This is a genomic window from Granulicella sp. L60, from assembly GCF_009765825.1.
Lineage (GTDB): Bacteria > Acidobacteriota > Terriglobia > Terriglobales > Acidobacteriaceae > Edaphobacter.
Genome location: NZ_LMUR01000003.1, coordinates 281734 through 306663, shown reverse-complemented (window position 1 = coordinate 306663; position 24930 = coordinate 281734). Strand labels below are relative to the sequence as shown.

General features: G+C 53.0%; 24 protein-coding genes. 5 read left to right on the top strand and 19 right to left on the bottom strand.

Annotated features, from left to right (window positions below):
• Nucleotides 1-7: 7 nt before the first annotated feature.
• On the bottom strand, nucleotides 8-655 hold the full coding sequence (locus tag GSQ82_RS02080; protein WP_158790340.1) for a cation transporter: 648 nt from the start codon (nucleotides 653-655) through the stop codon (nucleotides 8-10).
• A 648-nt stretch (nucleotides 656-1303) separates the two neighbouring features.
• Between GSQ82_RS02080 and GSQ82_RS02075 the strand changes: the two genes are divergently transcribed.
• The gene (locus tag GSQ82_RS02075; protein ID WP_158790339.1) at nucleotides 1304-1927 is read left to right on the top strand and encodes an FMN-dependent NADH-azoreductase; all 624 of its coding nucleotides are present in this window, start codon (nucleotides 1304-1306) and stop codon (nucleotides 1925-1927) included.
• A 290-nt stretch (nucleotides 1928-2217) separates the two neighbouring features.
• Here GSQ82_RS02075 and GSQ82_RS02070 read toward each other — a convergent pair whose 3' ends face one another.
• The 13 genes from GSQ82_RS02070 to GSQ82_RS02010 all read right to left on the bottom strand — a co-directional run bounded on the left by GSQ82_RS02070 (nucleotide 2218) and on the right by GSQ82_RS02010 (nucleotide 17427).
• A complete protein-coding gene (locus GSQ82_RS02070; RefSeq protein ID WP_158790338.1) occupies nucleotides 2218-2652 on the bottom strand; it encodes an RbsD/FucU family protein in 435 nt (144 codons plus the stop codon).
• A 14-nt stretch (nucleotides 2653-2666) separates the two neighbouring features.
• Entirely contained in the window at nucleotides 2667-3488 is an 822-nt protein-coding gene (locus GSQ82_RS02065; RefSeq protein WP_158790337.1) for an inositol monophosphatase, read from the bottom strand.
• A 170-nt stretch (nucleotides 3489-3658) separates the two neighbouring features.
• On the bottom strand, nucleotides 3659-4318 hold the full coding sequence (locus tag GSQ82_RS02060; protein ID WP_158790336.1) for an HD domain-containing protein: 660 nt from the start codon (nucleotides 4316-4318) through the stop codon (nucleotides 3659-3661).
• A 107-nt stretch (nucleotides 4319-4425) separates the two neighbouring features.
• Nucleotides 4426-5880, bottom strand: coding sequence for a catalase (locus GSQ82_RS02055; RefSeq protein ID WP_158790335.1), 1455 nt, complete (start codon nucleotides 5878-5880; stop codon nucleotides 4426-4428).
• Nucleotides 5881-5976: 96 nt separating this feature from the next.
• Complete coding sequence (locus GSQ82_RS02050) at nucleotides 5977-6621, bottom strand: hypothetical protein (RefSeq protein ID WP_158790334.1); 645 nt, start codon at nucleotides 6619-6621, stop codon at nucleotides 5977-5979.
• Nucleotides 6622-6842: 221 nt separating this feature from the next.
• Nucleotides 6843-7706: an aspartyl protease family protein gene (locus GSQ82_RS02045; RefSeq protein WP_158790333.1), complete on the bottom strand. Its 864-nt coding sequence runs from the start codon at nucleotides 7704-7706 to the stop codon at nucleotides 6843-6845.
• A gap of 143 nt (nucleotides 7707-7849) precedes the next feature.
• On the bottom strand, nucleotides 7850-9247 hold the full coding sequence (gene zwf, locus GSQ82_RS02040; RefSeq protein ID WP_254061358.1) for a glucose-6-phosphate dehydrogenase: 1398 nt from the start codon (nucleotides 9245-9247) through the stop codon (nucleotides 7850-7852).
• A gap of 123 nt (nucleotides 9248-9370) precedes the next feature.
• Nucleotides 9371-11032 carry an FAD-dependent oxidoreductase gene (locus GSQ82_RS02035; protein ID WP_158790332.1) on the bottom strand — a complete coding sequence of 554 codons (1662 nt, stop codon included), beginning with the start codon at nucleotides 11030-11032 and terminating at the stop codon, nucleotides 9371-9373.
• Nucleotides 11033-11202: 170 nt separating this feature from the next.
• Nucleotides 11203-12585, bottom strand: a complete 1383-nt coding sequence (locus GSQ82_RS02030) for a DUF418 domain-containing protein (protein ID WP_254061357.1) — start codon at nucleotides 12583-12585, stop codon at nucleotides 11203-11205.
• A 154-nt stretch (nucleotides 12586-12739) separates the two neighbouring features.
• A complete protein-coding gene (gene mdlC, locus GSQ82_RS02025; protein ID WP_158790330.1) occupies nucleotides 12740-14395 on the bottom strand; it encodes a benzoylformate decarboxylase in 1656 nt (551 codons plus the stop codon).
• Nucleotides 14396-14474: 79 nt separating this feature from the next.
• Nucleotides 14475-15569 carry an enolase C-terminal domain-like protein gene (locus GSQ82_RS02020; protein ID WP_158790430.1) on the bottom strand — a complete coding sequence of 365 codons (1095 nt, stop codon included), beginning with the start codon at nucleotides 15567-15569 and terminating at the stop codon, nucleotides 14475-14477.
• 173 nt (nucleotides 15570-15742) lie between these two features.
• Nucleotides 15743-16996, bottom strand: coding sequence for an L-dopachrome tautomerase-related protein (locus GSQ82_RS02015; RefSeq protein ID WP_216846983.1), 1254 nt, complete (start codon nucleotides 16994-16996; stop codon nucleotides 15743-15745).
• Nucleotides 16996-17427 carry a heme-binding protein gene (locus GSQ82_RS02010; protein ID WP_158790329.1) on the bottom strand — a complete coding sequence of 144 codons (432 nt, stop codon included), beginning with the start codon at nucleotides 17425-17427 and terminating at the stop codon, nucleotides 16996-16998. Before GSQ82_RS02010 ends, GSQ82_RS02015 begins: the two co-directional genes overlap by 1 nt.
• 840 nt (nucleotides 17428-18267) lie before the next feature.
• On the opposite strand from GSQ82_RS02010, the gene GSQ82_RS02005 reads away from it, so the two are divergent.
• Nucleotides 18268-19134: a LysR substrate-binding domain-containing protein gene (locus GSQ82_RS02005; RefSeq protein WP_158790328.1), complete on the top strand. Its 867-nt coding sequence runs from the start codon at nucleotides 18268-18270 to the stop codon at nucleotides 19132-19134.
• Between the two features lie 181 nt (nucleotides 19135-19315).
• A complete protein-coding gene (locus tag GSQ82_RS02000; protein ID WP_158790327.1) occupies nucleotides 19316-20140 on the top strand; it encodes a fumarylacetoacetate hydrolase family protein in 825 nt (274 codons plus the stop codon).
• A gap of 216 nt (nucleotides 20141-20356) precedes the next feature.
• Here the strand turns inward: GSQ82_RS02000 and GSQ82_RS01995 are convergent, their stop codons facing one another.
• Both GSQ82_RS01995 and GSQ82_RS01990 read right to left on the bottom strand, forming a co-directional pair.
• Complete coding sequence (locus GSQ82_RS01995) at nucleotides 20357-20989, bottom strand: cysteine hydrolase family protein (RefSeq protein WP_216846982.1); 633 nt, start codon at nucleotides 20987-20989, stop codon at nucleotides 20357-20359.
• Nucleotides 20990-21184: 195 nt separating this feature from the next.
• The gene (locus tag GSQ82_RS01990; RefSeq protein WP_158790326.1) at nucleotides 21185-21565 is read right to left on the bottom strand and encodes a DUF4440 domain-containing protein; all 381 of its coding nucleotides are present in this window, start codon (nucleotides 21563-21565) and stop codon (nucleotides 21185-21187) included.
• Nucleotides 21566-22019: 454 nt separating this feature from the next.
• On the opposite strand from GSQ82_RS01990, the gene GSQ82_RS01985 reads away from it, so the two are divergent.
• Complete coding sequence (locus GSQ82_RS01985) at nucleotides 22020-22196, top strand: hypothetical protein (RefSeq protein ID WP_158790325.1); 177 nt, start codon at nucleotides 22020-22022, stop codon at nucleotides 22194-22196.
• A gap of 73 nt (nucleotides 22197-22269) precedes the next feature.
• Here GSQ82_RS01985 and GSQ82_RS01980 read toward each other — a convergent pair whose 3' ends face one another.
• Nucleotides 22270-22662, bottom strand: coding sequence for a helix-turn-helix domain-containing protein (locus tag GSQ82_RS01980; protein ID WP_254061368.1), 393 nt, complete (start codon nucleotides 22660-22662; stop codon nucleotides 22270-22272).
• Between the two features lie 144 nt (nucleotides 22663-22806).
• Between GSQ82_RS01980 and GSQ82_RS01975 the strand changes: the two genes are divergently transcribed.
• Nucleotides 22807-23556 carry an SDR family NAD(P)-dependent oxidoreductase gene (locus GSQ82_RS01975; RefSeq protein ID WP_158790427.1) on the top strand — a complete coding sequence of 250 codons (750 nt, stop codon included), beginning with the start codon at nucleotides 22807-22809 and terminating at the stop codon, nucleotides 23554-23556.
• Nucleotides 23557-23612: 56 nt separating this feature from the next.
• Here GSQ82_RS01975 and GSQ82_RS01970 read toward each other — a convergent pair whose 3' ends face one another.
• A complete protein-coding gene (locus GSQ82_RS01970) occupies nucleotides 23613-24224 on the bottom strand; it encodes a DUF417 family protein (protein WP_158790323.1) in 612 nt (203 codons plus the stop codon).
• Between the two features lie 92 nt (nucleotides 24225-24316).
• Entirely contained in the window at nucleotides 24317-24775 is a 459-nt protein-coding gene (locus GSQ82_RS01965; protein WP_158790322.1) for a tautomerase family protein, read from the bottom strand.
• Between the last annotated feature and the right edge of the window lie 155 nt (nucleotides 24776-24930).

The window sequence follows — 24930 nt, the reverse complement described above, 5'->3', positions numbered from 1 at the left end:
CCTCGACTCATGGATGATCATGATGATGGGCGCAACAAGTTTCTCCACGAAGGGAAAGCGTCCCAGCTCTCAGGAGCAGTGGAACTAATAGAATGGCGGCGACACTATCGGCCCAACTAGTACCGAACGCGGCGTGCACAATCAGACCGAAGAGCACGATCATCGCTTGGTACATACAGAAGTCGGTTTGTTTCGCGTCAGTCATCATCGCCGTGCTATTCAGCGCACGCCCTACCCTGCGCTTCGCCCTGGAAAGCAGAGGCATAAAAATCACGGCTGCTGTCGTAACAGCCATTCCCGCCCATGTTGCCTCAGACTCGCGATGATAGGCCAAGTTGAATGCAGCCTCGACAAAGAGGTAAGCAGCTAATAGAAGCAGACACACGCCTGCTATGCGAAGACTGATCTGTTCGGCGCGGTGACGTCGATTGTGATCCATCTCATGGGACATTCTCCACATCAATGCAGCCCCGGAAACCACTTCGATCAAGGAGTCGAAACCGAATCCGGCCAGAGATACGCTATGTGACTTCACTGCTGTAGTCAGTGCGATGGTAGCTTCAAGAATCGCCCAGCAGATGGTAAACACTTCTAGATAGTGTCCGCGTTGAGCGATTGCTGCACGCTCAACATCGGAGACAAATGCTGTTGCCATAGAAAATTCCTTAGCGCTCCTCAAATGAGAGGAATTCAAACATTGCATATGGTTGTGCTGAAAGGGCCAAACTGTCATCGCTCTCGTGGAGCTGCAGGCCGCCCTTCAAAGGGCGCAATTCTAGGCTAAGGATTCGACTTGTGGCGGAGGGCGGATCAAATGGACGTAGAAACGATTTGAACCTCGCACTTCAGAATCCCGTGTCTGAAGAAATGAGGTGAGAGACCGCACGATACCGATCGTAAGGGCGACCACGACTGCAACGAGTGCCGCGGCAAGCGCGCAGAGGCTACAGTGTAAGTCCCCCCGCCCCCCAGAAGCGAAATGGATGTGGCTGGAGGCGGGGGTCGCAGCGCCGAGAACGCAGAGCAGGACGATTGCGACCAACACTAAGCGCATCCATCTGGCTGTATGCATCTCGGGGAGCATTAGCGTTGATTATTTCCTCACTTCCGCTTTGACGTCAATTTGTTGACTCAAGTTAGTTCCAATCCGGAGCGACCGAGGAGAGAATTGGGCGACCGTCTCTGTTGTGTCCGATATGTCCACTCTGGGCAGTTCACGAACCGAACTGCCTTATTAAATGCGTCGAGAGGAGAGATGCCGGAATCATCTATATATCATCGAGTCTGGAAAGGCCTCCCATTTATGAACTTGTTTCATGTCGTCTCCTCGCCGCGTAAAGAGCGGTCAGCATCGATCGAAGTAGCGAATGCGTTCATTGACGCGTGGCATGGGAAACATCCGAGCGGCGTTGTAGAAACTCTCAATGTCTGGGATGCGCAGCTCCCTGATTTCAATAGAGAAGCTCTTGCCGCGAAATACGCCAGCCTCGAAGGGAAACAGCTCACACCCGAGCAGGAGAAAGCCTGGCGCAAGATCAAAGATCTGGCGAATCTTTTTCTCCGCGCGGACCTAATCCTGTTTAGTGTGCCGATGTGGAACTTTGGCATTCCATATAAATTGAAGCATCTGATCGACACCGTTTCACATAAAGACATCCTCTTTACATTCGATGAACGAGGATTACTCGGTTTACTGGGTGGGAAGACCACTGTCATTATTGCCGCGAGAGGTGCGCAGCTTGGCGGCGATTTTCCTGAGCGAGACTTTGATCACCAAATCGCCTACCTGAAAACGTGGTCGCGTATGGTCGGAATCGAGAACGTTCACACTCTGGCGATCGAGAAGACACTCTTGGGTCCAGAGGTTGATAAAGCGGCACGAACAACTGCTAGATCTACCGCTGAAACACTTGCACACTCGCTCTGAAGAACCCTCACGATTGCCATATTGTATGTGTAGGAAAGTCCACTTACCGAATGGTCAAGCTCCGATCCCATCCCCAACCGACCTCTTCGTCTTGAAATTCATCGCTAGACTGCCTTTCAGTCCTAAATGTCTCTGCCCGGAAGGACTTACGGATGGAAATTAAGCTAATCTGACGAAGATTAGATCGGGCCTCGTGACATTAGAGGGAGATAAAACTCTCCCGAATGACACGGGGCCGTAGTAAATGCGAGTCGCCATTACTTCTCGAACGAAAACAGATCGCCGCAGGGTTACTCCGCAAGAACTACGCCCTTTCGTACGATCACATTCCCGTAAGGCCTTCTCTCGCCAGTTACAATCACGGCGTAAGCCTTCGAGGCACGCTCTTTAAAGTCCGCCGACGCCAAGGGGAAGAGTTCCAGATCTGCGCCCTCTCGTTTGGAGATAATCTCCCGAAACTCTTTGAATATAGGCGTTTCATCCTCGGGGTTGCCGTTAGCGACCATCCGCCAGCAGACCTGGGCATCTTTTCGCTCTAGCGGAAATACAGAGAGAACTGCGTCGAGAAGGGCCGTAGCAGAGATCCCGTCAAGCCTTGTGACTCGAGGTCCACTTCCGTCACACGCAAAGTTTGCATCGACTATCGCCAATTCGTGCCTGTGCCCCATGGAACTCAGAATGTGGAGGATTTCAGGAGAGAGTAATGGACTAATTCCCTTAAGCACGTTGCCTCCTTGATCTAACGGTTATAACCCAATAGTGAGTCGAGCTGATGATAGACAGCAGCCCCGCCCGCCACTACGCGATTTCCCTTGAGCAGAGCATCCCCGACCAGAAACTCGTTCACTCGACCTCCGGCAGCTTCAATGATGGCTATTGCACCGAGGCAGTCCCAGGAGTGCATGTGCGGCTCAACGTGCCCCAGGAGTCGTCCTGCGGCAACGTAGGCAAGCGATAATGCCCCAGAGCCATTGCGAAAGAACATCCCCTTTTGGTCGAGAAGCTTGGTCAGCGAGTCGAAGAGGAACGAGTGCGGCGAGCGCGGCGAAAAGCCAATACTGACTAGGCCTGTTGAAAGATCCGTTCCCGAATGGGCCGCGATGGGATTCCCGTTGACTGTCGCGGGAAATGCTCTTCCACCAGCAAATAGTTCATCACATGGCGGATTGTAGACAAGGCCGAATTGAAGCTGTCCATCGAGCACATATGCAATTGAAATACACCAATTAGGCATTCCACTGAGGAAGGGTTGCGTCCCATCGATAGGGTCTACAACCCAAATACCGTGTCCCGGTGAGAACTCGGTATGTCCGCTCTCTTCTCCAAAAAACGAATCGTCCGGAAACTTTTCTTTAAAGCTGTTCCTGATAAGCAATTCCGTATTGACGTCGGCTTCACTGACCAGGTCGTGAGATCCCTTGCTCTTGATCGTTAAGCTACCGAGCCGTCCGAAGTATTCGTTGGCAAGCGATCCAGCCTTTCGGATGACCGACTGAGCTACCTTGAATCGTCCCAGAATGGAATCTTCCTGCAGATCTACTTCTTGCGAAGCTGTATTCATGATTTTGCACTCCTAAAATCCAGACGTTATGATCGCTTTACAAGAGTGGCCTTGAGGCCTCTGCGAGTGTCAATATGAGTCGCTGCGAGACTGGATCAATCACATATCCCGCAACCATCCGTGAACGAAGCACCTCGCATTTCACCCAGATGACAATAACCAGAGACCAGTCAGCCCTCCCATGAGGAGTTGCGGATTACGCTGCAGAAGTTACCGCGAACGAACGTGGGGTCTTTGTCAGCCAATACATCGGCTTTCACGTTCCCAAAGGTCGTCTCCGGTTTCGCCTTGATTCCATCATAGAAGGCCTGCAGGATGTCTTCTTTGAAGTGTGGCGTGCGTGGATATAAGGAGACCACGGCCTCTCTCTCCCCATCTGAGTATTGAGAATATGTGAGGCCAAGCACATCCATCTCCACGAGCGCCACGACGGGATGCATGTACTGGGGTATGCCTGGGGTGGTATGTAAGGCAATCGCGGTCCATACGATATCGACGTCACGCGGCTGAATACCGCGCTGGCTAAGGAATGCTCGCGCGGCGTTTGCTCCATCGACTTCGAAGCGCTCCGTCGTGCTGCTGTGATCATGCATTAGCCCGATATCGTGGAACATAGCCCCGGCGTAGAGTAACTCTGCGTCGAATGCGAGGCTCCGCCGCCGACCCGCCATAGCGCCGAAGTAATAGACACGACTGGAATGGTTGAAGCGAAGTTCCGTTTCTGTATCGCGAATAAATTCAGTGATCTCGCGCGCAAGCTTCGAGTCCGGCACACGTACGCCGGAGATGGTTTCACGAGCGATGGATACCGTGGATGTAGCAGCGGTCATTGAATTCCTCCTAGGACGGTTTTCATACAGAGAAAAGGATAGAGATCAATGTAGATATAAGCTATGGCTTAGATACAGCAATTTCAGCCTTAGTTCGTTCCTACTCACTATGGATTTCTCTGCATCTCCGAATTGAATGCGTTGGCGATACCCTCGCCGTAGGCGGGATCGGCTCTGCGACAATTTTCGATATGGCGTTCGAGCATCTGGGGTGATGCACCTGCGATGGCGCGAGCAGTGTTCTCAAACAATAGCTGCTTCCGTTCGCTGCTCATCATACGGAATAGATTCCCGGGCTGCTCCCAATGATCGTCTTCTAAGCGATGGTCATAGTGATTGGCTGCACCCTCGAGCGCAAGAGGAAGCGCTGCATACTCCGGCTGATCGTCCCAGAGACCTTGACTGTTTGGATTGTAGGAGGTCGTGGCTCCGAGATTACCGTCGGTACGCATCTGACCGTCTCTATGATACGAGTGGTATGGACATTTCGGTGCGTTGACGGGAATATGATTGAAGTTCACCCCTAGGCGATATCGCTGCGTGTCCCCGTAAGAAAAGAGACAGGCTTGCAGCATCTTATCCGGCGAGAATCCGATCCCGGGGACCACGTTGGCAGGGGAGAAAGCAGCTTGCTCAACCTCAGCGAAGTAGTTTTCAGGGTAACGATTCAGCTCCATGATTCCAACCTCGATCAAGGGATAGTCTGCCTTAGGCCAAACCTTGGTCAGGTCAAAGGGATTGTGCTTATGCATTCGAGCTTGATCCTCCGTCATGACCTGGATGAACAATGTCCACCGAGGAAAATCCGCGCGCTCGATGGCATCAAGCAGATCTCGCCCGTGGCTCTCTCGGTCATTGGCGACAATAGCGGCTGCTCCCTGATCGGTCAGGTTCTCGATGCCCTGATGGGTCCGAAAGTGAAACTTGACCCAGGCTCTTGTTTCTTCGCTGTTGACCATGGAGAAGGTATGGCTGCCGAAGCCATGCATGTAGCGGAATGACTTGGGGATTCCTCGATCGGACATTACCACTGTGACCTGATGAAGAGCCTCTGGAAGCAACGTCCAGAAGTCCCAGTTATTCTGGGCGCTCCTTAGGCCCGTACGTGGGTCCCGTTTGATCTCATGGTTCAAATCAGAAAAACGCAGAGGATCGCGAAAAAAGAAGACCGGGGTATTATTTCCGACGATATCCCAGTTCCCTTCTTCGGTATAGAATTTGACAGCGAAGCCACGTATGTCCCGCTCGGCATCGGCCGCTCCCCGCTCGCCGGCCACGGTAGAAAATCGTGCGAACATCGGTGTCTGCTTCCCAACCTTCGAGAAAATAGATGCTTTCGTGTAGCGAGTAATATCGTGAGTCGTAGTAAAAACTCCGTACGCCCCCCATCCCTTGGCGTGCATACGACGTTCAGGAATTACTTCCCGATCAAAATGCGCGAGCTTCTCGATGAGCCAAATGTCCTCAAGTAATGCGGGGCCACGGCGACCAGCGGTGAGAATGTTCGTGTTGTCTGCGACTGGAGACCCTGTCGCGCTGGTAAAACGTTCATATTTTGACATCGAGTGACTCCCCTTCGGCCCCATTCAATAGTTGATTTACCAAGCCGCTGTAACCACGTCATAGCTAGTGTGATTACAGCGACCCGTGACGATGTCCTAAGGATGAATTGTGCCTGGAATTACCTTGAGTTTTGATCCTGGGAGTGCCACCGGAATGAGAATAATGGGATGGTCACGCTCGAGAGCTTCCACGAACGGTCCTCCGTTGTAGACATCATGGCTTATGCCAGTCAATTCCTTGGGATTCGGCGATATCACCATCACATGAGGTCCCACGAAATACGGCTTCTTTCCCGGAGGCGAGGAGGGACGAGAAGGGTCTCTCTGATCGAAAGCCTCTCCCCCCTGGAGCATATAGGCCAGACCAACACGATCAATCTTCGCTGGCCTTTTCTGCATACCGGCCTGCATCCACTCCATCCAGACATCGTCCAAACACATAGGGTCGTTTGCAGGTGTTACGGGCCAATCTGTGAGACAGGTCCACCCATTGGAACCTTGGCGAAGGACAACCAGATCGTCTCCCATCTTCGCTGGCCAGTCGAGAATTGTTGCATGCTTCGCGATCGCATCGGGACCTGCACTCTCTGCATTCGCGATACGGGCAGCTGTGCTGACGGCAGCAGATTTTGTCTGTGCATTGCCATAGCCTCCAAGACATGTGAGCGCCAGAACCATTGCAGGAATCCAACTTCCGTTAGAGTTCTTCTTCTTTATCATTTCTTTCTCCGGAGTGGTCATCGTTCGATCCTTTGCTTTTCGTTGAAATATGTAGATCCGCAGACCTAATCTGTCCACACCGCGTTAGATCGCTAGAAATCGCGTAAAAGTCGATAGTGTTTGACACCTCGTTTGATAAAGGCCACTTATCATCGTGCGGACCCGGTGAGATCAGTCTGGATCTTGTGATCACACGCCTGAATGCGATCCCGCGACTACACTAGCCTGGGCGCACGAACACCTCAAAAGATCGAGATCTGATGTTTCCTAAAGTTCCACAAGGTGACATGCTCTTTAAGAAAGGGATAGCCGATCGTCACGACAAATGGCTGCGGCTCAGCCCCTTCGTTGGACTGCTGCAAGGTGAGGTCATTGAGATCGAAAATCTTTCCATACGCGCCATCAAACGCGATCTTGGATCGATACAAGGGGGTTCCGTCAGCGTCCTTCTTCCCTTCCCTCTTAACGTTCGGAGACCGCGCTTTATCTTTCTCTATACCACCGACCAAACTGTTCAGGTTTGCTCCACTGTCGAAGACAGCAATACCATCTAAGCGTTTCATCGTCGTGCCTAAAGAAACATCTGTAACCGGAGAGGGCTGACCGGCGATCGAGTGGTAAGGTATGACAACTGCTGGATGGGTGTATGCAAGGTCCATCTCTTTGGGATCATCCTTTTCATCGAAGGCATATAGGAGCACAATGCTTCGGGAAAAGTCGAAAACCACAGCATAATCGTTCATAATTCGTCGTCCGATAAAGCCTATGAGATTGCCGCCCATCGCTTTGTCCTGATCTGTTTGGTCAGCTGCGTACGCCTCGAAATGCGAGACACGCAAACTGCCACAGTCCAACGATTCCACTGTTTTCGCATATACGACGAAACGTTGCCCCGAGCTATAGGTGCCCTCCCCTTTCTTTACAAGACCTTCCTTGGAAAAGTCTTTGCTGGCGGTGTTCAGTAACATCGATCCGTCCGTCCCAGTATCGAAGAGCATCCAGCCTCGGCTTCCGTCGACTGCGCATTGGACCAGAGGATATCCATCAACGACTTTCAATGGCAGCATGATGGGCTTAGTGGACTTCACGGCTGCCGTGGAGGACAACGTTGTCTCTTGGGAAGTCCGGACTGGGGGTGCTGGTACGTGTACGAACATGATTTTGTCTTACCTCGGACGGAACTATTGTTTGGTTGTGCGTGGGACAGATCGAAGTGAAGTTCTTTGCACCGAAAGTTAGCAAATTGCATCTAGACCAATCGAAAATCGTCGGCAAGTTCCGGTCGAGGGGTATGCCAGCCACCTGGCGGAATGACGGTCGCTTCGCTCGGTCCCCACGTATTTGGTTCGTATCTGATTACCGATACAGGATTGCGTAAAATGGGATCAACGATTCGCCATGCCTCCTCCACGTAATCCTGACGTGCAAAGAGGGTGGGATCGCCGGCCATCGCATCCGTCAGCACTCGTTCGTAAGCCTCCATCTCGTGCGCCTCCGCGTGACGCGTGGCGATCATTTCTACTGAACGTCGGCTTGCTTGCCCAGCCGGTGACACGACGGAAACCGCCATTGCAACGGTCACCTCGGGACTGATTCGAAAGCGGATGTAGTTCTGCGGACACGAGGCCTGATTTAATTTTGTGGGAGCCGTTTTCCGCATACGCGCCACGACCTCCGTACACGTAGTTGGCAGACTCTTTCCCGATCGAATGTAGAAAGGAACTCCTTCCCATCGAGGAGAACTGATCTTCAGCTTCAGAGCGGCGAAGGTCTCCATCTTTGAGCCGGAGTCAACGCCAGGTTCGTTCAGATAACCGATAAACTGACCGCGCACGACATCTTCAGGCACGATCTCGGGGATCGCCTTCAAGACCCGTACCTTTTCATCTCGCATCGACTCGCTGTCGTCGTTTGACGGCGCCTCCATCGCAAGATTGCAAACTATCTGAAATAGATGGTTCTGAATGACATCTCGTATCGTCCCGGTCTGATCGTAAAAAGCTCCGCGCCCCTCGATCCCGAAATCTTCAGCCATCATAATCTGGATGCTTTCAACGTGTTCCTTATTCCATAAGGGCTCGAGGAAGCAATTGGCGAATCGAAATGAAACCATGTTATGCACTGGCCCCTTGGCCAGATAGTGATCGATTCGAAAGATTGAGGACTCGGTGAACTCCGAGAGGAGGATTTGATTGAGAATCTGAGCCGACGCCAGGTCATGCCCGAACGGCTTTTCAACAATCACTCGGGCTCCCCGCGAACAGCCGCTCTCGGCGATCTGTTTCACCACTGTATTGAACAGGGAGGGCGGAATTGCCAGATAATGGGCGGGACTTTGCGAGTCTCCCAGCTCTTTGCGGACCGCAGCGAACGTGGCCGAGTCGGCGTAGTCACCGTCAACGTACCTCAGGAGTTTGCTGAGCTTGGACCACGCCGATTCATCCAGCCCTCCGTGCTTCTCCAAGCTATCCTTAGCCCTTGCTACGAGCTGATCGAGCGTCCAACCAGCTTTCGCGACTCCAATTATCGGCACGTTCAAGGTGCCCCTTACGATCATGGCCTGAAGGGCCGAAAAGATTTTCTTGTAAGCGAGATCGCCCGTCGCTCCGAAAAACACAAGTGCATCTGAAGTCATTGCAGGACTCATTTCGTCTCCGTATCAATATGAAGTAAAGAACGTTCAATATTCGCCAAACTCGCTGCAGCGGTAAAGGACACTACTTTTCGTGACTCGCGCAACGATCAAATCGTTCGGCATTTCAGTTGAAAATCATGCAATTGTGTGATTCGCATGCTCCTTAAGAGCAAGAAATTGATGAATGAAGGCGATCGCCATGCTTCCCTCGCCCACGCCACTGGACACTCGCTTGATGGAACCGTGCCGCACATCCCCCGCGCAGAAGATACCCGGCAGACTCGTTTCAAGCAGGAACGGTTCCCGAGTCTGCGACCAGTGCTCGATATCGCGGCCGGTGCAGATAAATCCGTTTACGTCGCGTTGAATCGCTTCGGAAAGCCAATCGGTTCTGGCGCGGGCTCCGATCATCACAAAGAGCGCATCAGCAGGGCGTCGCACTTCGTCGGACTCTTCGGCAACAGTCGAAATTGCCTCCAGACACTCTGTCCCGTGAACAGCGTTGACTCTTGTGTGAGGTTCAATCGAGATATTTCGATGTTGAGCAAGCTGGGCAATGAGGTACTGTGACATGGTGAGCGCGAGGCCGGCGCCCCGGACAAGAATCGTCACGGACTCTGCATAGCTTGAGAAGAATATGGCTGCCTGACCCGCTGAATTTCCACCGCCAACAATAAAAACTTTTTTGCCCACGACGGTGGCTGCCTCAGTTCTTGCCGCACCGTAGAGCACCCCCCTGCCCTGGAGCCGATCGATACCATCCGCCTCTAACATCCGCCAATCAACACCAGTTGCAAGAACAACTGACTTTGTTGTGACACGACATTCCTCGTCGAGGTTTACGCAATAGCCGTTTGACAGGCAGTCGATCCGCTGCACATCACGGGTCATAACCATCTCAGCGCCAAAGCGTGAGGCCTGCCTCAATGCCCGGGAGCTCAGGTCGTCTCCCGAGATACCATTGGGAAATCCCAGATAGTTTTCGATCCGTGACGACGTGCCGGCCTGTCCCCCCGCAGCGCTCCTCTCTACCAGAAGAACGCGCAATCCCTCTGAGGCACCGTAGACCGCAGCCGCAAGGCCTGCGGGTCCACCACCCACCACCACTACGTCGTAGTCGCTCTCAGAAGGAGTCGTGTTGATACCGAGGGCATTAGCCACTTTGCGCACTGTCAATGGCGCGTCAATGACGATCGACCTATCCACGAGTACAAACGGAGCGCTCACACCGGGAGGTACGTCTGTCGGGATGCGATCCGTCTCTCGACTGCTATCGCACCACTCGTAAGGAATTCGGTTTAGCGATAGGAAGACTCGGATGTCGCGACACTCGGTATCGTACTGTGAAGCGACCACCAGGGCGCGTAGGGGGCTGTGATCGCGGGTGTAATCGCGGATTGCCGTGACGCGCTTCATCATCACCTGCACAACCAAGTTGCTGCACTCTGGGGAGGAGTCGATGATCTCCTTGAATAGCATTCGATCCAGCCTGACCACTCTGGAGGTCTCATTTGCCCGCAAGGATGCGATAGTCGGAGCATCAAGCAAGATCGACGTCTCGCCGAAGAAGTCGCCAGAATGATATTCCCAGCTCGCATCGTTCTTTCCACGATGTTGTTTCTCGATCTCTACGCACCCTTCGAGTAGGACGAAGAACCACGGCACCTCGCCCTCCCGTATCAACCAGTCGCCTTTTGCAATATGAAGATCTGCAGCATTTTGTGCGACGCGATGCCGTAACTCCTCGGACAAGCAAGCAAAGAATGGGATCGGTTTTAGCTCATCAGGATGAATCATTGTGTTTCCTCGATTTCTTCATGCTTCATCCTGCGTGACCTCGACTGCCGCACCGATGAACAGAGCGGGTAGCGGACAGCGACCTATGAATGGCTTTTGCGTTCATACTGACATCTTTCTTGTGAGGGGTTATCGTCGATCGCCATTTTCTGAAAGCAGGCTGCTTGAAGCTACCTGCTGTTTGGCTGGAGGTCGCTCTTTTTCCACATTGGCTGAAGTTTCCAGTAGGTTGCGGAGCGCCAGAGCCATTCCAACGGCCCAAATTCAAAGGCGCGGAGCCACAACGGGCTGAAGACCAAGTTCATAATCCAGACACCCAAAACGACATAGACAAGCTGGTAGTACTGAAGTTTGCCGTAGAGCTTCCATGGCCCCCACACGAAGATGAGTTGGCAAATGAGAGAAGTGAGGATGTAGTTGCTGAGGGCTGTCTGCCCGACGGCCGCCACCGGCCTCAGCAGCCGCCGGAAGACGTCGCTCTTAATAATCATAAGGAGCGTCGCAGCGATGGCCAGACCGCCGCACATCCCCGTAAATTCGTAGGGCAAGTAGACCCATTTTTCCACTGTCAGAAAGAAAAAACCGCTTTGATACGATTTCAAGAGTCCCGCGACGTACAGAGGGGTCGAGATCAGGAAGCCGAGCAAGGCTGTCCATAGATATGTGCTGTACGGAAGCTCAGCAGAAAGAAAGCCGATCTTGTAAAGTCCCATTCCAATCATCATGATGCCCGCACTTTCTCCGAAAGTGAAAGCCGGAGGTAGCGAGACGAAGTGCGTCTCGTAGTCGATCCCCTGATCGAGCAAGTGGTCGACATAGCCCACTTGAGATTGTGCCATCTCTTCATTGATCTTCTGCTTCGTTATCTCATGCTCTTTGACTTCGTCCGCCCACTTCTGCTCGATCTTCTTCTGTTCTGGCGTAGGAAGATTCCCCGCTTTCTGGCTGGCGATGAAGCGTATATGTTCTCTATTTAGCAGGACGCTCGTCGTCGTACCAGTGAATTGCAGGAGGCCGTAGGTTGAGACAACGAGCAAAAGAAAGGCGCCAACTGTAAACAGTGATCTGGGCCTGAGCTTGCGGCAAGGATAGAGAAAGAGAAGCGCGGTCGAGCCGTACTGAAGAAGGATATCTCCACTCCAGATAAAGGTGCCGTGAATCACCCCAATAAGAACTAGCCACATGTTGCGGCGAAGGAAGATGTCCGCCGATCGCTCGCTCGCTCCACGACGTTCGGCACGCTCCGTCAACAGAAGAACGCCTGCACCGAAGAGCATGGAGAAGATGAAGCGCATCTTTCCTTCAAAGAAGATCCATTTGATGAGGAGGACTAAGAGGTTCACATGCGCATGAGAGCCTATGAATGCTGGTTTTGGCAGACCAACAGGAATGTCATGGAAAAATTGGGGTCCGCTAAAGCCGTCCATGTTCATGACGAGGATACCGAGTAGGGCGAATCCGCGCAGGGTATCTATGCTGGAGATTCGTTCCGCGCGCATGACGGGGGCGGTATGCGGCGGTCCAGCGAGTTCTTCATCGGAACCGACAGGCAAATTTGCCTCAGACAGAGAGAGGGATGTTGAGCTAGATGACATGGGAAAGACCTTCCTTCCGGTGTGACTCGTGCGAGATTTACTACTTACCGTTTAATCCAAAGTTTCACTCCGCCGATTAAAAGAGATGAACGAAAGTTCATGCGTTTTGCGCTTACAGAGTTTCGGCGCCCGCGTTTAGTTCATTGGAGTATTGCGTTGCAGGCCCAACCTTTCCGAGAAGGGGCATAAGGGTAGCATCGACCTCCACCTGCAGCACGTAAGGTCCTGGGAACGCGAGTCCTTTGATAATTGCGGCCTCTAGCTCGGAGGGGTTTGAGACATAATCACCTTCGCATCCGTATCCCTTGGCGAGTTGTACTGTATCGATGCCAGGCAGATCGAACCCGGGCACCTCCGGTGCGACCAGATAAGTACTGAATGCTTTGAGAATGTTGTAGGCGTGATTGCGGAGGATGATATAGAAGACAGGAAGCTTGTGCTGCGAGGCGGTCCAAAAGGACTGAATCACATATTGAGTAGCGCCGTCACCCATAAGGCAAATCACTTTACGATTCGTTCCGAGGTCTCGTTCTGCCAAAGCGACTCCGCCTGCAGCGGGAAGGCCATAGCCAAGAACACCGCTGAACATTGAGAAGAATGATCTAGGCTCCGAGATCCTGATGCGATCGTGTAGTGGTCCCAGAGTGGACAGCGATTCCTGCACTATGACCGAATCCTTCGAACGAAGTCGCGCTACTGTGTGATAGAGGTAGTCAGCCGTGATGACCTCCGCAACTTTTGGTTCGGGGGATGAAGGTATGGGGGACGGAGCTTTACGGGAGGTCTTGGGGAGTAGCTCGACCAGAGTTGCACAAGCTCGCGCCGGATCGCAAACAACGCTGTCGCCGACGACAGCGCGAGCTGTTTCTTCTGCGCTATCGCTAAGGTGGATGAGCTTGGTGCCATGTGGCAACGGATGTCCCGGCGCATAGGGATAGTAGCGAAAGACTGGAGCACCGATGACTACGACCAAATCGTATCCTTCAAGCTGCTTGCACACAGAACTCATGCCGCTGAGTAACCCACCCTGATAAAGGGGATGGTTCTCCGGGAAACCCGGTCGACCTTCGAAGGGGGCAGCCCAAACGGAGGCATTCAGCTTCTCTGCCAACGCGATTGCGTCGTACCAGCCCCCGGTCTGATCAATGGCACCGCCGAATATTAGCGCTGGGGACTTCGCTGCGGCGAGGGCCTCGGCCACAGGCTGTAAGACATCTTTTCCGGCTGAGAGTCGCGCCTCGACCCTACGCAGACGAGGCAGATCTGGGCACTCTCTGTCCATGTCGTCCATCGGTAGAGAGAGGTAAACGGGGCCCGCGGGCGCCTGAATTGCGGTTGCGTAAGCTCGAAAGAATGCCGCCGGCACATCTTCAGCGCGAGCAGGCTCATAGCTCCACTTAACCCATGGTTGAGCCTGCTGGTACGGGTTTTTATTTGTGAGATATGGTTCATGGATCAGCATCTCTCGCATATGCTGTCCAGCCGTAATGATCATTGGAGTCCGGTTATAAAATGCGGTCTCGATGTTTCCCATGGCGTTACCGCTACCGGCCGCCGTATGTAGATTGACATGAACTACCTTGCCAGACGCCTGGGAATACGCGTCTGCCATAGCGACAGCCACAGACTCTTGAAGTGCAAGAATGTATTGGAAGTCCGACGGAAACTCCTTCAGCATTGGCTCTTCAGTCGAGCCCACATTGCCGAATATCTTGGTCATGTCGAGCTGCCTCATCAATTCAAATAGCACTTCCCTAACGGTCGCCATCTCTTTCTCCTCTTCGTAGACTGTGTGGACTCGGCACTCCTCCGCAGAGATACGCGGGCAGGAACCAGCAGTCGATTGACTAATCTTTCAGCCCGTACTTCGCGATGGCTTTCTCATTCCACTCAATCCCGGTCCCAGGTTTATTGAGAGCGGTAATTTGCCCCTTACTGGGAACAATAGGGTCGGCGAGAATCGGATTCGCCCAGTCCACCCACTCCAACCAATGAGCGGTGGGAGTGACGCGGAGCAGATGCGCAGAAACTTCGGGGTAGACATGATTGGACATCTGTATCCCTGCTGCCGCAGCGACCCCTGCAGTCCTTATCCACCCGCTGATACCTCCGATACGCATAAGATCGGGCATCACGTAGTGCAATGCTTTTGCATTAAGGAAATTCATCAGATCACGCTCACCATAGAAGTTCTCCCCCATTTGGAGTGGCGTCTTCACGCGTTTTGCGAGCTCCGCGTAACCGGCTACGTTGTTGTAGAGGATCGGCTCTTCCAGCCAATAAAGCCCCTCGTTATCCAGATCACAGCATCTTCGAATGGCATCGCCAAGCCCAAGAGCCTGATTGAAGTCCACCATAATGTCTACCTCTGCGCCCACAGCATCGCGAACAGCGCGAATCGCCGCCAAGTCGTCGCGCAGATGCTCATTGCCCAATCGAAGCTTAGCCGCGGTGAAGCCCCCTTCTGCAAGCAGCTCTTTTGCCTCGACGCCTAACGTGTCGACGCTGTGCCGCCACAGGCCGTTGCTGTTGTAAGCGCGGATGGGTCCTATGCTTCCTCCCAGCAGGCATGCCAATGGAAGTCCGGCTTCTTTTGCCAGCGCGTCCCAAAGCGCCATATCTACCGCGGCAGTCGCGAGGGTCGAAACACCGCTTACGCCGACGACGTTGAGGGCATTCTGAGCACTCTGAAACGCCTCGAAAGGAGCCGAGCGACCTGCAAGTTGCGCCACAATGTCGTCAATCTCGGCAATGATTGCCAACACTGCTTGCTCGCGATAGGGCGCGATATAACTCGATCCAACAGTGCCGCCTTCCATCTCCAGGTCTACAAGGATCAAAGGCCACTGTTTGAAATTGCCAATGGCTGCGATGATTGGTCGTCGGAGCGGGACAAGCACGGCCCTCACATTGGCGCGTTTGAGACGGCTTATCGAAGTCATAGTGCTCCTTTCATTTTGAGCTGGCAAAGGCCGAGGCTATGGTCAATGGCCGCAGTTCCGCCGAGGTCGCTGCCTGCGATGTAACAGCGGCGACACCAACTAGGAATGCCCTTAATGGATAGAAGACGGTCGGAAGCGACGAACTTTAGCACTCTCCGAATTGCGAGCCTCTGCTATTTGAGCAGGACAGGCCCCGCATCGATCTTCACTCGAAACAACATGTACGGCTTTTCGCGCAGATCCCTACCCTCATTAAACTGTGGCTGGCGTTCAAATTGATTAGCGGTGAAATACAGGTAGCCGTCCGCTGCCACGGAGAGGGTGTCGGGCCAGAGAACCCTCGGATCATGAACGATTGTTTTCCATTCGCCATTCGTTTGCATCTGCCGAATGCTATTGTGCTCGAAATCGCCGGCGTAAATCCGCCCCTTGTCGTCGCTTTCAAGACCGTCCGACGCACCTTTTTCGCCCAGGTCCACGACCGATGCCGCGATCTCCTGTTCGCTGCCTGAGCGATTCAAAAGAAGCTTGGTCGGCACAGAATAGAGATGTCGGCTGGATAGCGGACAGTAATAGAGCGTTCTTCCGTCGGAGGATATTGCGATACCATCCGAAGCGATGGTCATCGCCACAGGAGACTTTCCCTTCTCTCTCATAGCAAGCCGGTCGCCTTCGACGATAGGGACGAAGGACAGATCGGCTGTAGTCGATTTGTGACCGGAGAGCTTGCGCCAACTCTCCCCAGTTTCGAGATCAACCACAATGATGCCGCCCGGGCCGTTAGCAGAAGAATCCGTAATATAAGCGATGCCACCTTTGCCCTCCCGCAAGTCGAATCGCACGTCGTTGAGGTAGGTCGTCGGCAGGACCGTCGTCGGAGGAAGGACAATGCTCTTCACGACTTTATTGGTCGCTAGGTCGACACCGACGAGCTTTGCCGCACCCGCCAGAGGGGTTGAGAATTTTGGAGCGGCCGTGTCCAGAATCCACAGTCGGTTTGCGGGGTCGACGACCACACTTTGCACGCTTGCGAGAGTTTCTGCCGGGCGTGTCGGGTCGAATGTATTCATCGTTTGATCCGGATAAGCCACAACTTTGCCATCCTGAACCACTCCGACTGTGAACGGGACGTCGTCTCCCCAGCGTGGGAAATTTATGAAGATGCGGCCATCTTGAGCAACCGTTATCCCAGTCGGCATTGCGTCAAAGAAGCGAAATACCGGCTCAATACTTCCGATACTGCGATCAGTGGCGATTCTTTCGCCTGAATGAGGTTCCAAGGAGCTAGCCGTATTCTTCATATCACCTCCGAACGATTGGGAACGCGCCTTTTCCGTAAAAAGCAGGTTTAACAAGAGCCAGAACGCGAGACAGGTCCAGATAATTCTCGTGTGCGATTGGCGAAGATGCCAGACTTGAGTTGTCATTAGGACTCCAATGCGGCCAATAAGGCGTCGCGACCAGCCTCGGCTACGGCTACGTCCTGCTCGGTGCTTCCGGACCCGACTCCGATGGCGCCAAGCAATTCATCTTTGTAAATGATCGGGAAGCCTCCGCCGAGATTAGTAATCCCTCCCAGGCTGGCTAAGGCGAGGTTGGCACCAAACTCGAAAGGTGTCCCGCCGGTGGGGCCCCCGAGGGCCGCTGCGGTCGACGCCTTGGCGATTGCCGGCTGGACTGCCAAGGCTGCGGCACCCTCGACACGAGCATACGCCAGTAGATTCCCACCGGCGTCAACAACCGCAATGCATTCCGGTGCAGAAATCTCCCTGGACTTAGACACTGCCGCGGCAATTGCGATTGCTGCCCCAGCGTAGGTCAATTGATTGCGGCTTTGATACAGTGCGGTCTTCGACATCCCAGGATCTCCTTAGTGACCTAAAGTTCGTGTGCGCCGTCAGCACCGTCACGAGTGAGATAAGAATGCTCTTATCTCAACGAACAAACCAATACTGTTTTGGGTGTCTTATGATCGCTTCTGCTTATGCAAGACAACCTCCTATCGCAACCGATAATGCACGCTCAGTAGCTTCGGTCGGAACAACGAATCGCAGCATGAGAGTTTGTCATTTCATCTATTCCCTATTCGCATTGCGTAGCCGGGGTTGTGCTTCTTCAAAGAGCGATGGGTACAAGCGGTCTGATATGTTCCTTTTGACTGCATCTGTGACGTGGCGTCATCTCGGTTGGTCGGGCAATTCACGCCAGAACCGGGGCCGCACAGCCCGTACAATCACTCGATTTCCTATCAGAGATGAAGACAAAAGGAGTGTGCGGAGCAGACGCCCCGACACAATTTCAAACACAAGTTCCACCTTCGCGAATCGTGGAAGTACAGACGCGATGATAGAGATTGCTCTGGCATCGTCTCCTTAAGGACAGAGAGCTGATTGCAGATTGAACATACTCTCTATGCAAACATTTCATGGGTTTTATGGACGCGACTCGACTCCAAACCTATGTACCTTGAGTTCGTAGGCAAGGGTCGACGAACTAAGGTATTCCGCTAGACCGAAATTGGGAGTATGCGAACGGACTCCGGACCTCCAAATGGTAGTGCGTCATCCGTAGGAAACGCTTTACTGTAGAGCCCCATTGAGCCACTTTTCCAGGCACTCGATTACCGAACTTGTTGATATGCGCCCTCTCGAGGTCACCGCGGTGCCAAACCGAAATAGAAAGGCAGGTCGCTGATTATATGATCGAAAATCGTCATCTCCGTTACTTCAGCGTTCTCGCTCGCACACTCCACATGACACGTGCAGCGGAGCTACTTCATATCGCGCAACCTGCCTTAACCCAGAATATCCAGCAGTTGGAGGAAGAACTGGGAACACCTCTAATCCACCGCAACGGCCGCAAGCTTTCTTTAACAATTGCCGGCGAGGTGTTTCTCCTTGAAGCGGAGAGAAGCCTCAGAAGGTTTGAAGGGGCGAAGTTCGCAGCTCAACGGGCAGGACGAGGCGAACTCGGCCATCTTGCGATTGGGTTCGGAACTGCGGCCGATGTCGTCGTTGTTCCGCAATTGGTCAAGAACTTCGCGGATCACTATCCCGACGTCGCTATCCAGCTGAAAGAGATGGGAAGTGACGATCAGGCCGTTGCATTGCGCGTTGGGGAGATCGATATCGCAATCTCCTACACAACTCCAAACGAAGAGTTCAATTGTCGTGAATTGGCTCCCGAGTCTTTGATTGTAGTCCTGAATAGCCGGCACCCTCTCGCAAAGCAGAGCTTTATCGACGTCACAGATCTAACAAATGACCGGCTAATATTGCCTTCCAAAGAGGTAGCAGCCACTCTCTCCGAGGCCGTAATGCTTGAATTTGCAGACTACGGCCTAAAACCTAGGTCGATCCAGGAAGTAGCAACTTGGCAGACAGCGATCGGCCTGGTTTCGGTTGGTGTCGGTGTATCCATCATGCCGGCTTCCGTGTCTGCATTCACAAGGGAGAATGTTGTAACGCGCCCAATCAAGAACACGATGCGTGAGGTTCGACTGCTACTTTCATGGCAGCGCGGTAATGTGTCTTCCGTTGCCCGGCATCTGATAGCCACGATCTGATTCCAACGCATTCCTAGTTAGAGAAAGACCTTAGCTGTATGACTTCCAAAAACATGACAGCTATTTGAAGGGACGTATGAGCTTAAGTAGGCGGAGTTTTCTTGCACAAGCGGGCGCAGTATCTTTAGGTTTGGCCCACCTAGATCATGCTGTTTCACAACCAACAAGAGGAGAACGATCCATGCAACAATTTGCACGAGTTCTGCAGGCAGAAACAACCGTTCCAGTACTCCTCAACAATGAGACTCTCCTAGATCTGCGCCCGATCATCCACGATATAACTCCTGAGACGATCGCGAGCGGCATTTTGAATAAAATAGACATCTCGAAGTTCAAGGTCCTGACAGGAAACGTTACTTATCTGCAGCCGATCGCTGGGATCCGTCAATTTCCGGCGACCGGTTTCAACTACAAAAAACACATCGAGGAATTGAAAGTTCCGGCCCCCACTGAACCGGAGGTCTTTCTCAAATCAATACTTTGCCTCACCGGTCCATATGACCCGATTCGCCGCGGGCCAAATGCTGGGGTGAAGCTCGATTGGGAGACAGAATTGGCCATTGTCGTCGGACGCGAGGCCCAGGATATCAGTGCTGCCGACGCCGCCGACTACATCTTCGGCTATACATGTATTAACGATATCTCTGATCGATCCACTCAGGTCGACTCAGCTAACGTACAGCACCTTGTTCGTGCGAAGTCCCGTCCCACCTACGGTCCAGTTGGCCCCTATCTGACAACAGGTATTGATCCGATGAACCTCGATGTCTGGACGAAGCTGAACGGACACTACGAGCAACAGGGCAATACTAATGACATGTTGTTCCACGTTCATGAAATGCTCGCCTACTTTTCACACCACATGCGACTTCTTCCTGGAGACATTCTGGCGACGGGCACACCTCCAGGCGTCGGAATGGGAAAGAACAAATATATGGCGATCGGCGATATCCTGGAGTGCGGAATCACCCATCTGGGCGAGCAAAAGCACGAGATTGTGGCGTAGCGACAAAGATATAGGAAATGGTTGAAGTTGTTATATGGGGCGATGACACTCAGTAATCGCCCCATCCTATTGAACCCAACAAGCTGCCGAGTCGGCTTACAAGTATCAGAGAGCCGTCCAGTGCGGGGCATAAATTATGGGGAGGCATCACTTACGGGCACCAGCGGTGCTTGCAAGTGATACCTCCCCCTGAACCGTTGACCAGAAAGACCGAAGCTAAGCTGCCTTTGGCTTGAGCTGTGCGAGGAATTCAAGGTGCGTGAGCGGGCGTGAGAACATCCAGAAGTTCTTCTCCACTGCCGCACGCTGCTCTTCCTCGCCAATCGTGGCGGTGCAATCGGTTAGCGTGACGACATCGTAGCCCAGATCGTATCCAGTGCGAGCGGTGGATTCGACACAGCAGTTCGTTAACAGGCCGCCGATCGCAATCGTAGTAATTCCACGACGACGTAGGATGAAATCGAGATTGGTGGTGGCAAAGCCGTCGAATCCTCTTTTCCCTTCGACGATGATGTCACCGGCCTGCCGAGGCAGGTCATCGACGAGCTCTGCGCCCCATGTCCCCTTACGAAAGGCATTTGCCTCAATCACCTTTGAAAGGAGACCGTATGGATGATCACCTAGCTCACCAAAACCATCGGCAAACGTGATCGGGAGGAACATGATAGTTGCGCCCAATGCGCGAGCCTTCTCAACCGTTTCGGCTGTATTAGCAAGCATGTTGCTGCTCTTTACGACATCCTTTACCCCAGCGTGCATTGCACCCTTCGGTGATAGAAAGTCGTTTTGATACTCAATCAGCACCAATGCCGTCGTCTTCGGATCCACATATTGCTTGTTTTCTACCATGAGCTTCTTCCTTTTCTATCGCCCCTGGCAAAGTGAGATGTACACACATCTCACTCTGCCTTGAAGGACCGTTCTCGACTCGACTCAGTTTTTTATGGACCGGTCGGGGTGGTTGTTTTGCCGGTCTTCAAAAGTAAGGAAGACCGGTGGTTCGATGTGAGGTCGCCTGAGCGGCCGGATTCTCGAGGAGGTTGCTCAGTTCATGTTCCAGATGTCCTTGTCCCAGAGCCACTGGTCGTCTACTCGTTTCCAATGCACAATGTACTTGGCGATTGCCGTTCCATTTTCTCCCAGATGCAGCTCTGCCTCCCCGATCTCTACTGCCGTGTCCCCCGCCATCTCAAGCTCTAGCGTCGTCAGTCGCGCCCCTTTGATCCCAAGTGCTGCGATGCCTGTCTGCCAAAACTGCTTGATTGCCTCGCGCCCTCTCATGAGCGGCGCTCCTGGCGGTAGAATTCGGGCGTCGACCGTATAGACATGGTCAATCTCTTCGAACTTCCCTTCTCCAACGACTTTGGAGCAAAACCTTTCCTTCGTTTCCTTCATCGCTTTGCGCAAGTCTTCTGACACAACCATATAAGACCTCTCAATCAACAAATCGCATGGCATCCAAGGTCTCGGGCTCGTACCCGAACGGCCAGAGAGCAAGGTTAGGATGCGCCAGGCTTTAGGAATTAGCCAATACTGTTTGCACCGGCCTTTGATTGTTTCTGCTTATGAATCGAACCAACTTCTGCGTTTGCCCGATAAGCCATTGAAATAAGAGCAGTTCGATAAGATTCACTTCCAACCGTTGAGTCACGACCGCGGACTAATCTTTAGTTTCGTCTCTCGAAACGATAACGAGTCACCTCATAGACTCTGCTTATCAAATGGGCACTCATCTTCTATAACCGTCGGACTGCCAATTCATGCTCCAAAGGTTAAGAGCAGATAGTCCGTCTCAATGATGCTCTGACTGAACAGGCCCGAAGCCGGCTGGGATGCCCGGCAGAGCTTTGACACGGCTTTCCCGATTGGAGCACCCGCTTTGATTCTCCTGATCGCTGTAGCCGCCACCGCGACGTTCTATCTTTTCGGAGATACAAAGAACAACGACGACACGCAAACAGAGACCCTCGCCCTTCAGGTGCAAGAGGCAGGTACGCCGTGCGAGGACTCCTCCAGTCCCAGCTCCATATTCGACAGTGAATTTGGACCTATCTGATCAGGACTCTCACAGGTTCTCGCACAAAACCCATTTTCCTAAAGCGGCCAACCATTGGCGTGAATTCTTTTGGTTATCGCTTTTGCACTTCGCGCCCCCGCACGCTGGAACCGGTCTTCGTTGCGATCTTCGCATCGTAACGCGTCTGCGCGGCCCTAACCGCAGACGAGTATCTTCCGGTCCACTCGTAAAGCGCAGAGACTGGAGTTTCCAAGGTGTCGCCCAACTTCGTGAATGAATATTCCACGCCAAGAGGAGATTCGGTAAGAACTCGGCGCTCGACTAAACCGTTTCGCTCCAACTGTCGAAGGCAGTGGGTCAGCGTCTTTTGCGAGATTCCAGGGACCGCACGCTTGATCGCGTTAAAACGTGCGCGCCCCTCGTTATCGCAAAGCGCACCTAAGACAAGAAGAGTCCACTGGCCCGCGATCTGGTCCAACAGAACCCTATCCAGGCGAAGCGACATAGCTACTAATTTGCTCATCGGTTACCTCAATGCTACTTAGTGTAGTTCAAGTGCGTAATTGACACTAGGTATCCAAGGAATACCATAGTGCCTGAGCGTGTACGAGAGTACATTGCGCTGCACGTTGAGGTTGAGAGGAGAATCATGGGAGTTTTGGACGGTAAAGTTGCGGTGGTCACGGGAGCTTCAAAAGGCATTGGTGCCGGAATCGCGAGAGAACTTGCCAACGCAGGTGCGAAGGTTGTTGTGAACTATGCCACCAGTAGAGAAGGCGCTGACAAGGTCGTTGCAGATATCGTAGGGAACGGTGGCGAAGCGATTGCAATACAGGGAAGCGTCGCCAGCTCTTCCGACGTCGAGCGCCTCTTTGAAGAGACAGTAAAGGCCTTCGGCGCGGTTGATGTGCTTGTCAACAACGCAGGCGTCTACTCCTTTGGGCCATTGGAGTCAGTAACCGAGCTGGAGTTTCACAGACAGTTCAACACCAATGTGCTCGGCATACTCCTGTCCTCACAGGCAGCCGTCAAGAGATTCGGTCCAAAGGGCGGCAGCATTATCAATATAGGAACCGCAGGCACCCAAGTGAAATCACCGGCAACCGTGATCTATACCGCAACCAAGGGAGCCGTTGACTGCATAACCGGGGTGCTCTCCAAAGAACTGGGACCGAAGAAGATTCGGGTTAACTCGATCAATCCCGGCGGGACGGAGACGGAGGGAGCTCACACCCTCGGCGTTATAGGGAGTGATTTCGAAAAGCATCTGATCTCACAAACCCCGCTCGGACGTTTCGGTCAACCCTCCGATATCGCCCCAATCGCAGTTTTCCTGGCGTCAGATCAGTCCGGATGGCTTACAGGGGAGATATTGATCGCCTCCGGCGGGATGAGGTAATCAATATGGAGGATACATTCCCGTCACTCAGCGGCCGGGAATATATCCTCCACCACTCACGCGTTCATCTCCGCGAGCTTTTTCTTAGCTGATTCTGCCAGGGTTACTACGGCTGCGCCCAACATGATGATGTCTTTAATAATCAGCCGGCCCGCAATCGACAAATAGGGGAATCCATGCGCGGAATCGCCAAGCGCCGGCACCCACGCCTCAGGCGTAGTTACGAGGAATGACAGTGTCGTGAAGCACATAAGAATCAGGAGGAAACTACCCACCGCAGCAAGTCCCGGAGCGAAGCTATAGCAGGCGATCATGAGTCCAATCGCCACGATCACACAGCCTAAGATGTGCGCGAAGCGATAGGTTCCGTTATTCGTTTGCCAGTCCCTATTTGCGCTCTTTAGCTCCCCTTCCCGATTCATATAGCCTCGATACTCCGGAGCCGGATAGTGGTAGAAGAAACTCATCAGTGGGCTATTTGAGACCAAAGGAACGATTCCGTCGGCTTCGTAATTCGCGAACTTCAGGCCCCCGATCCAAACGAGGACAACAACAAGGGCAAATCTCAGAAATCGCATTCCAATGACGTCCGCCTCTGAGGCCAACAAAAGGACGCGTCTAAGTCTATTGGTTGTGTGGTGTGCGTATTGATGCCTCGATGTTTCCATTATGTCGTTCCTTCTATTCTGGTTAGGGCAGCAGAATGTCTCACCGCTGCAATGGAACAACCGTGCCGGATTAGCTCCAAAGCTATCCCGAATCAGAGGACGAAGCTGTTCCTCTCAGTCCCAAGCCCGACGAGGTAGGTCTTCAACGATTCCGGGAGACTATCGAACCACTTCTGTTCTGCTCCGGGCTCCGGAAGCACGTGTCCGTACTCGACCATATCGGTCGGATACAGATTGTTCAGATAGACCCAAATCGACTCCTCGGGGAGGCTCGTGACCTTAGCTACATCGCGCATGATCTGCAACATCAGCTTTGTCTTCTGCTCTTTGGTCCTGCCGGCACGGATATGACCGTAGATCCAAATGTGGTTCGCAACGAGTTCACCTCCGAGGAACCTGACGCCCGTTCCCATTTCTTCAATCACGACCTGAACGAAAAAAGGAGGTGCGCCAGTTGCTTCGCTATGGCTATGTGATATCGCTTCGGCGATGGCCGACCTCTGGGGGACGGTGAGAAAACCCGCGGGAACCTGACAAACGTATGTGGGCATGACAATATCTCCGGGTTTACTCTCTCGATCAACGTCCAATGGTGAGCCCAATTGGATGCGTCATGCCTTTGATTCCGTTATTGATCAAAATCGGCCTGAAATCTTTTCATATCTAGCATTCCTAAAACGCAATCAGCCCGTTTTCACTGGCGATT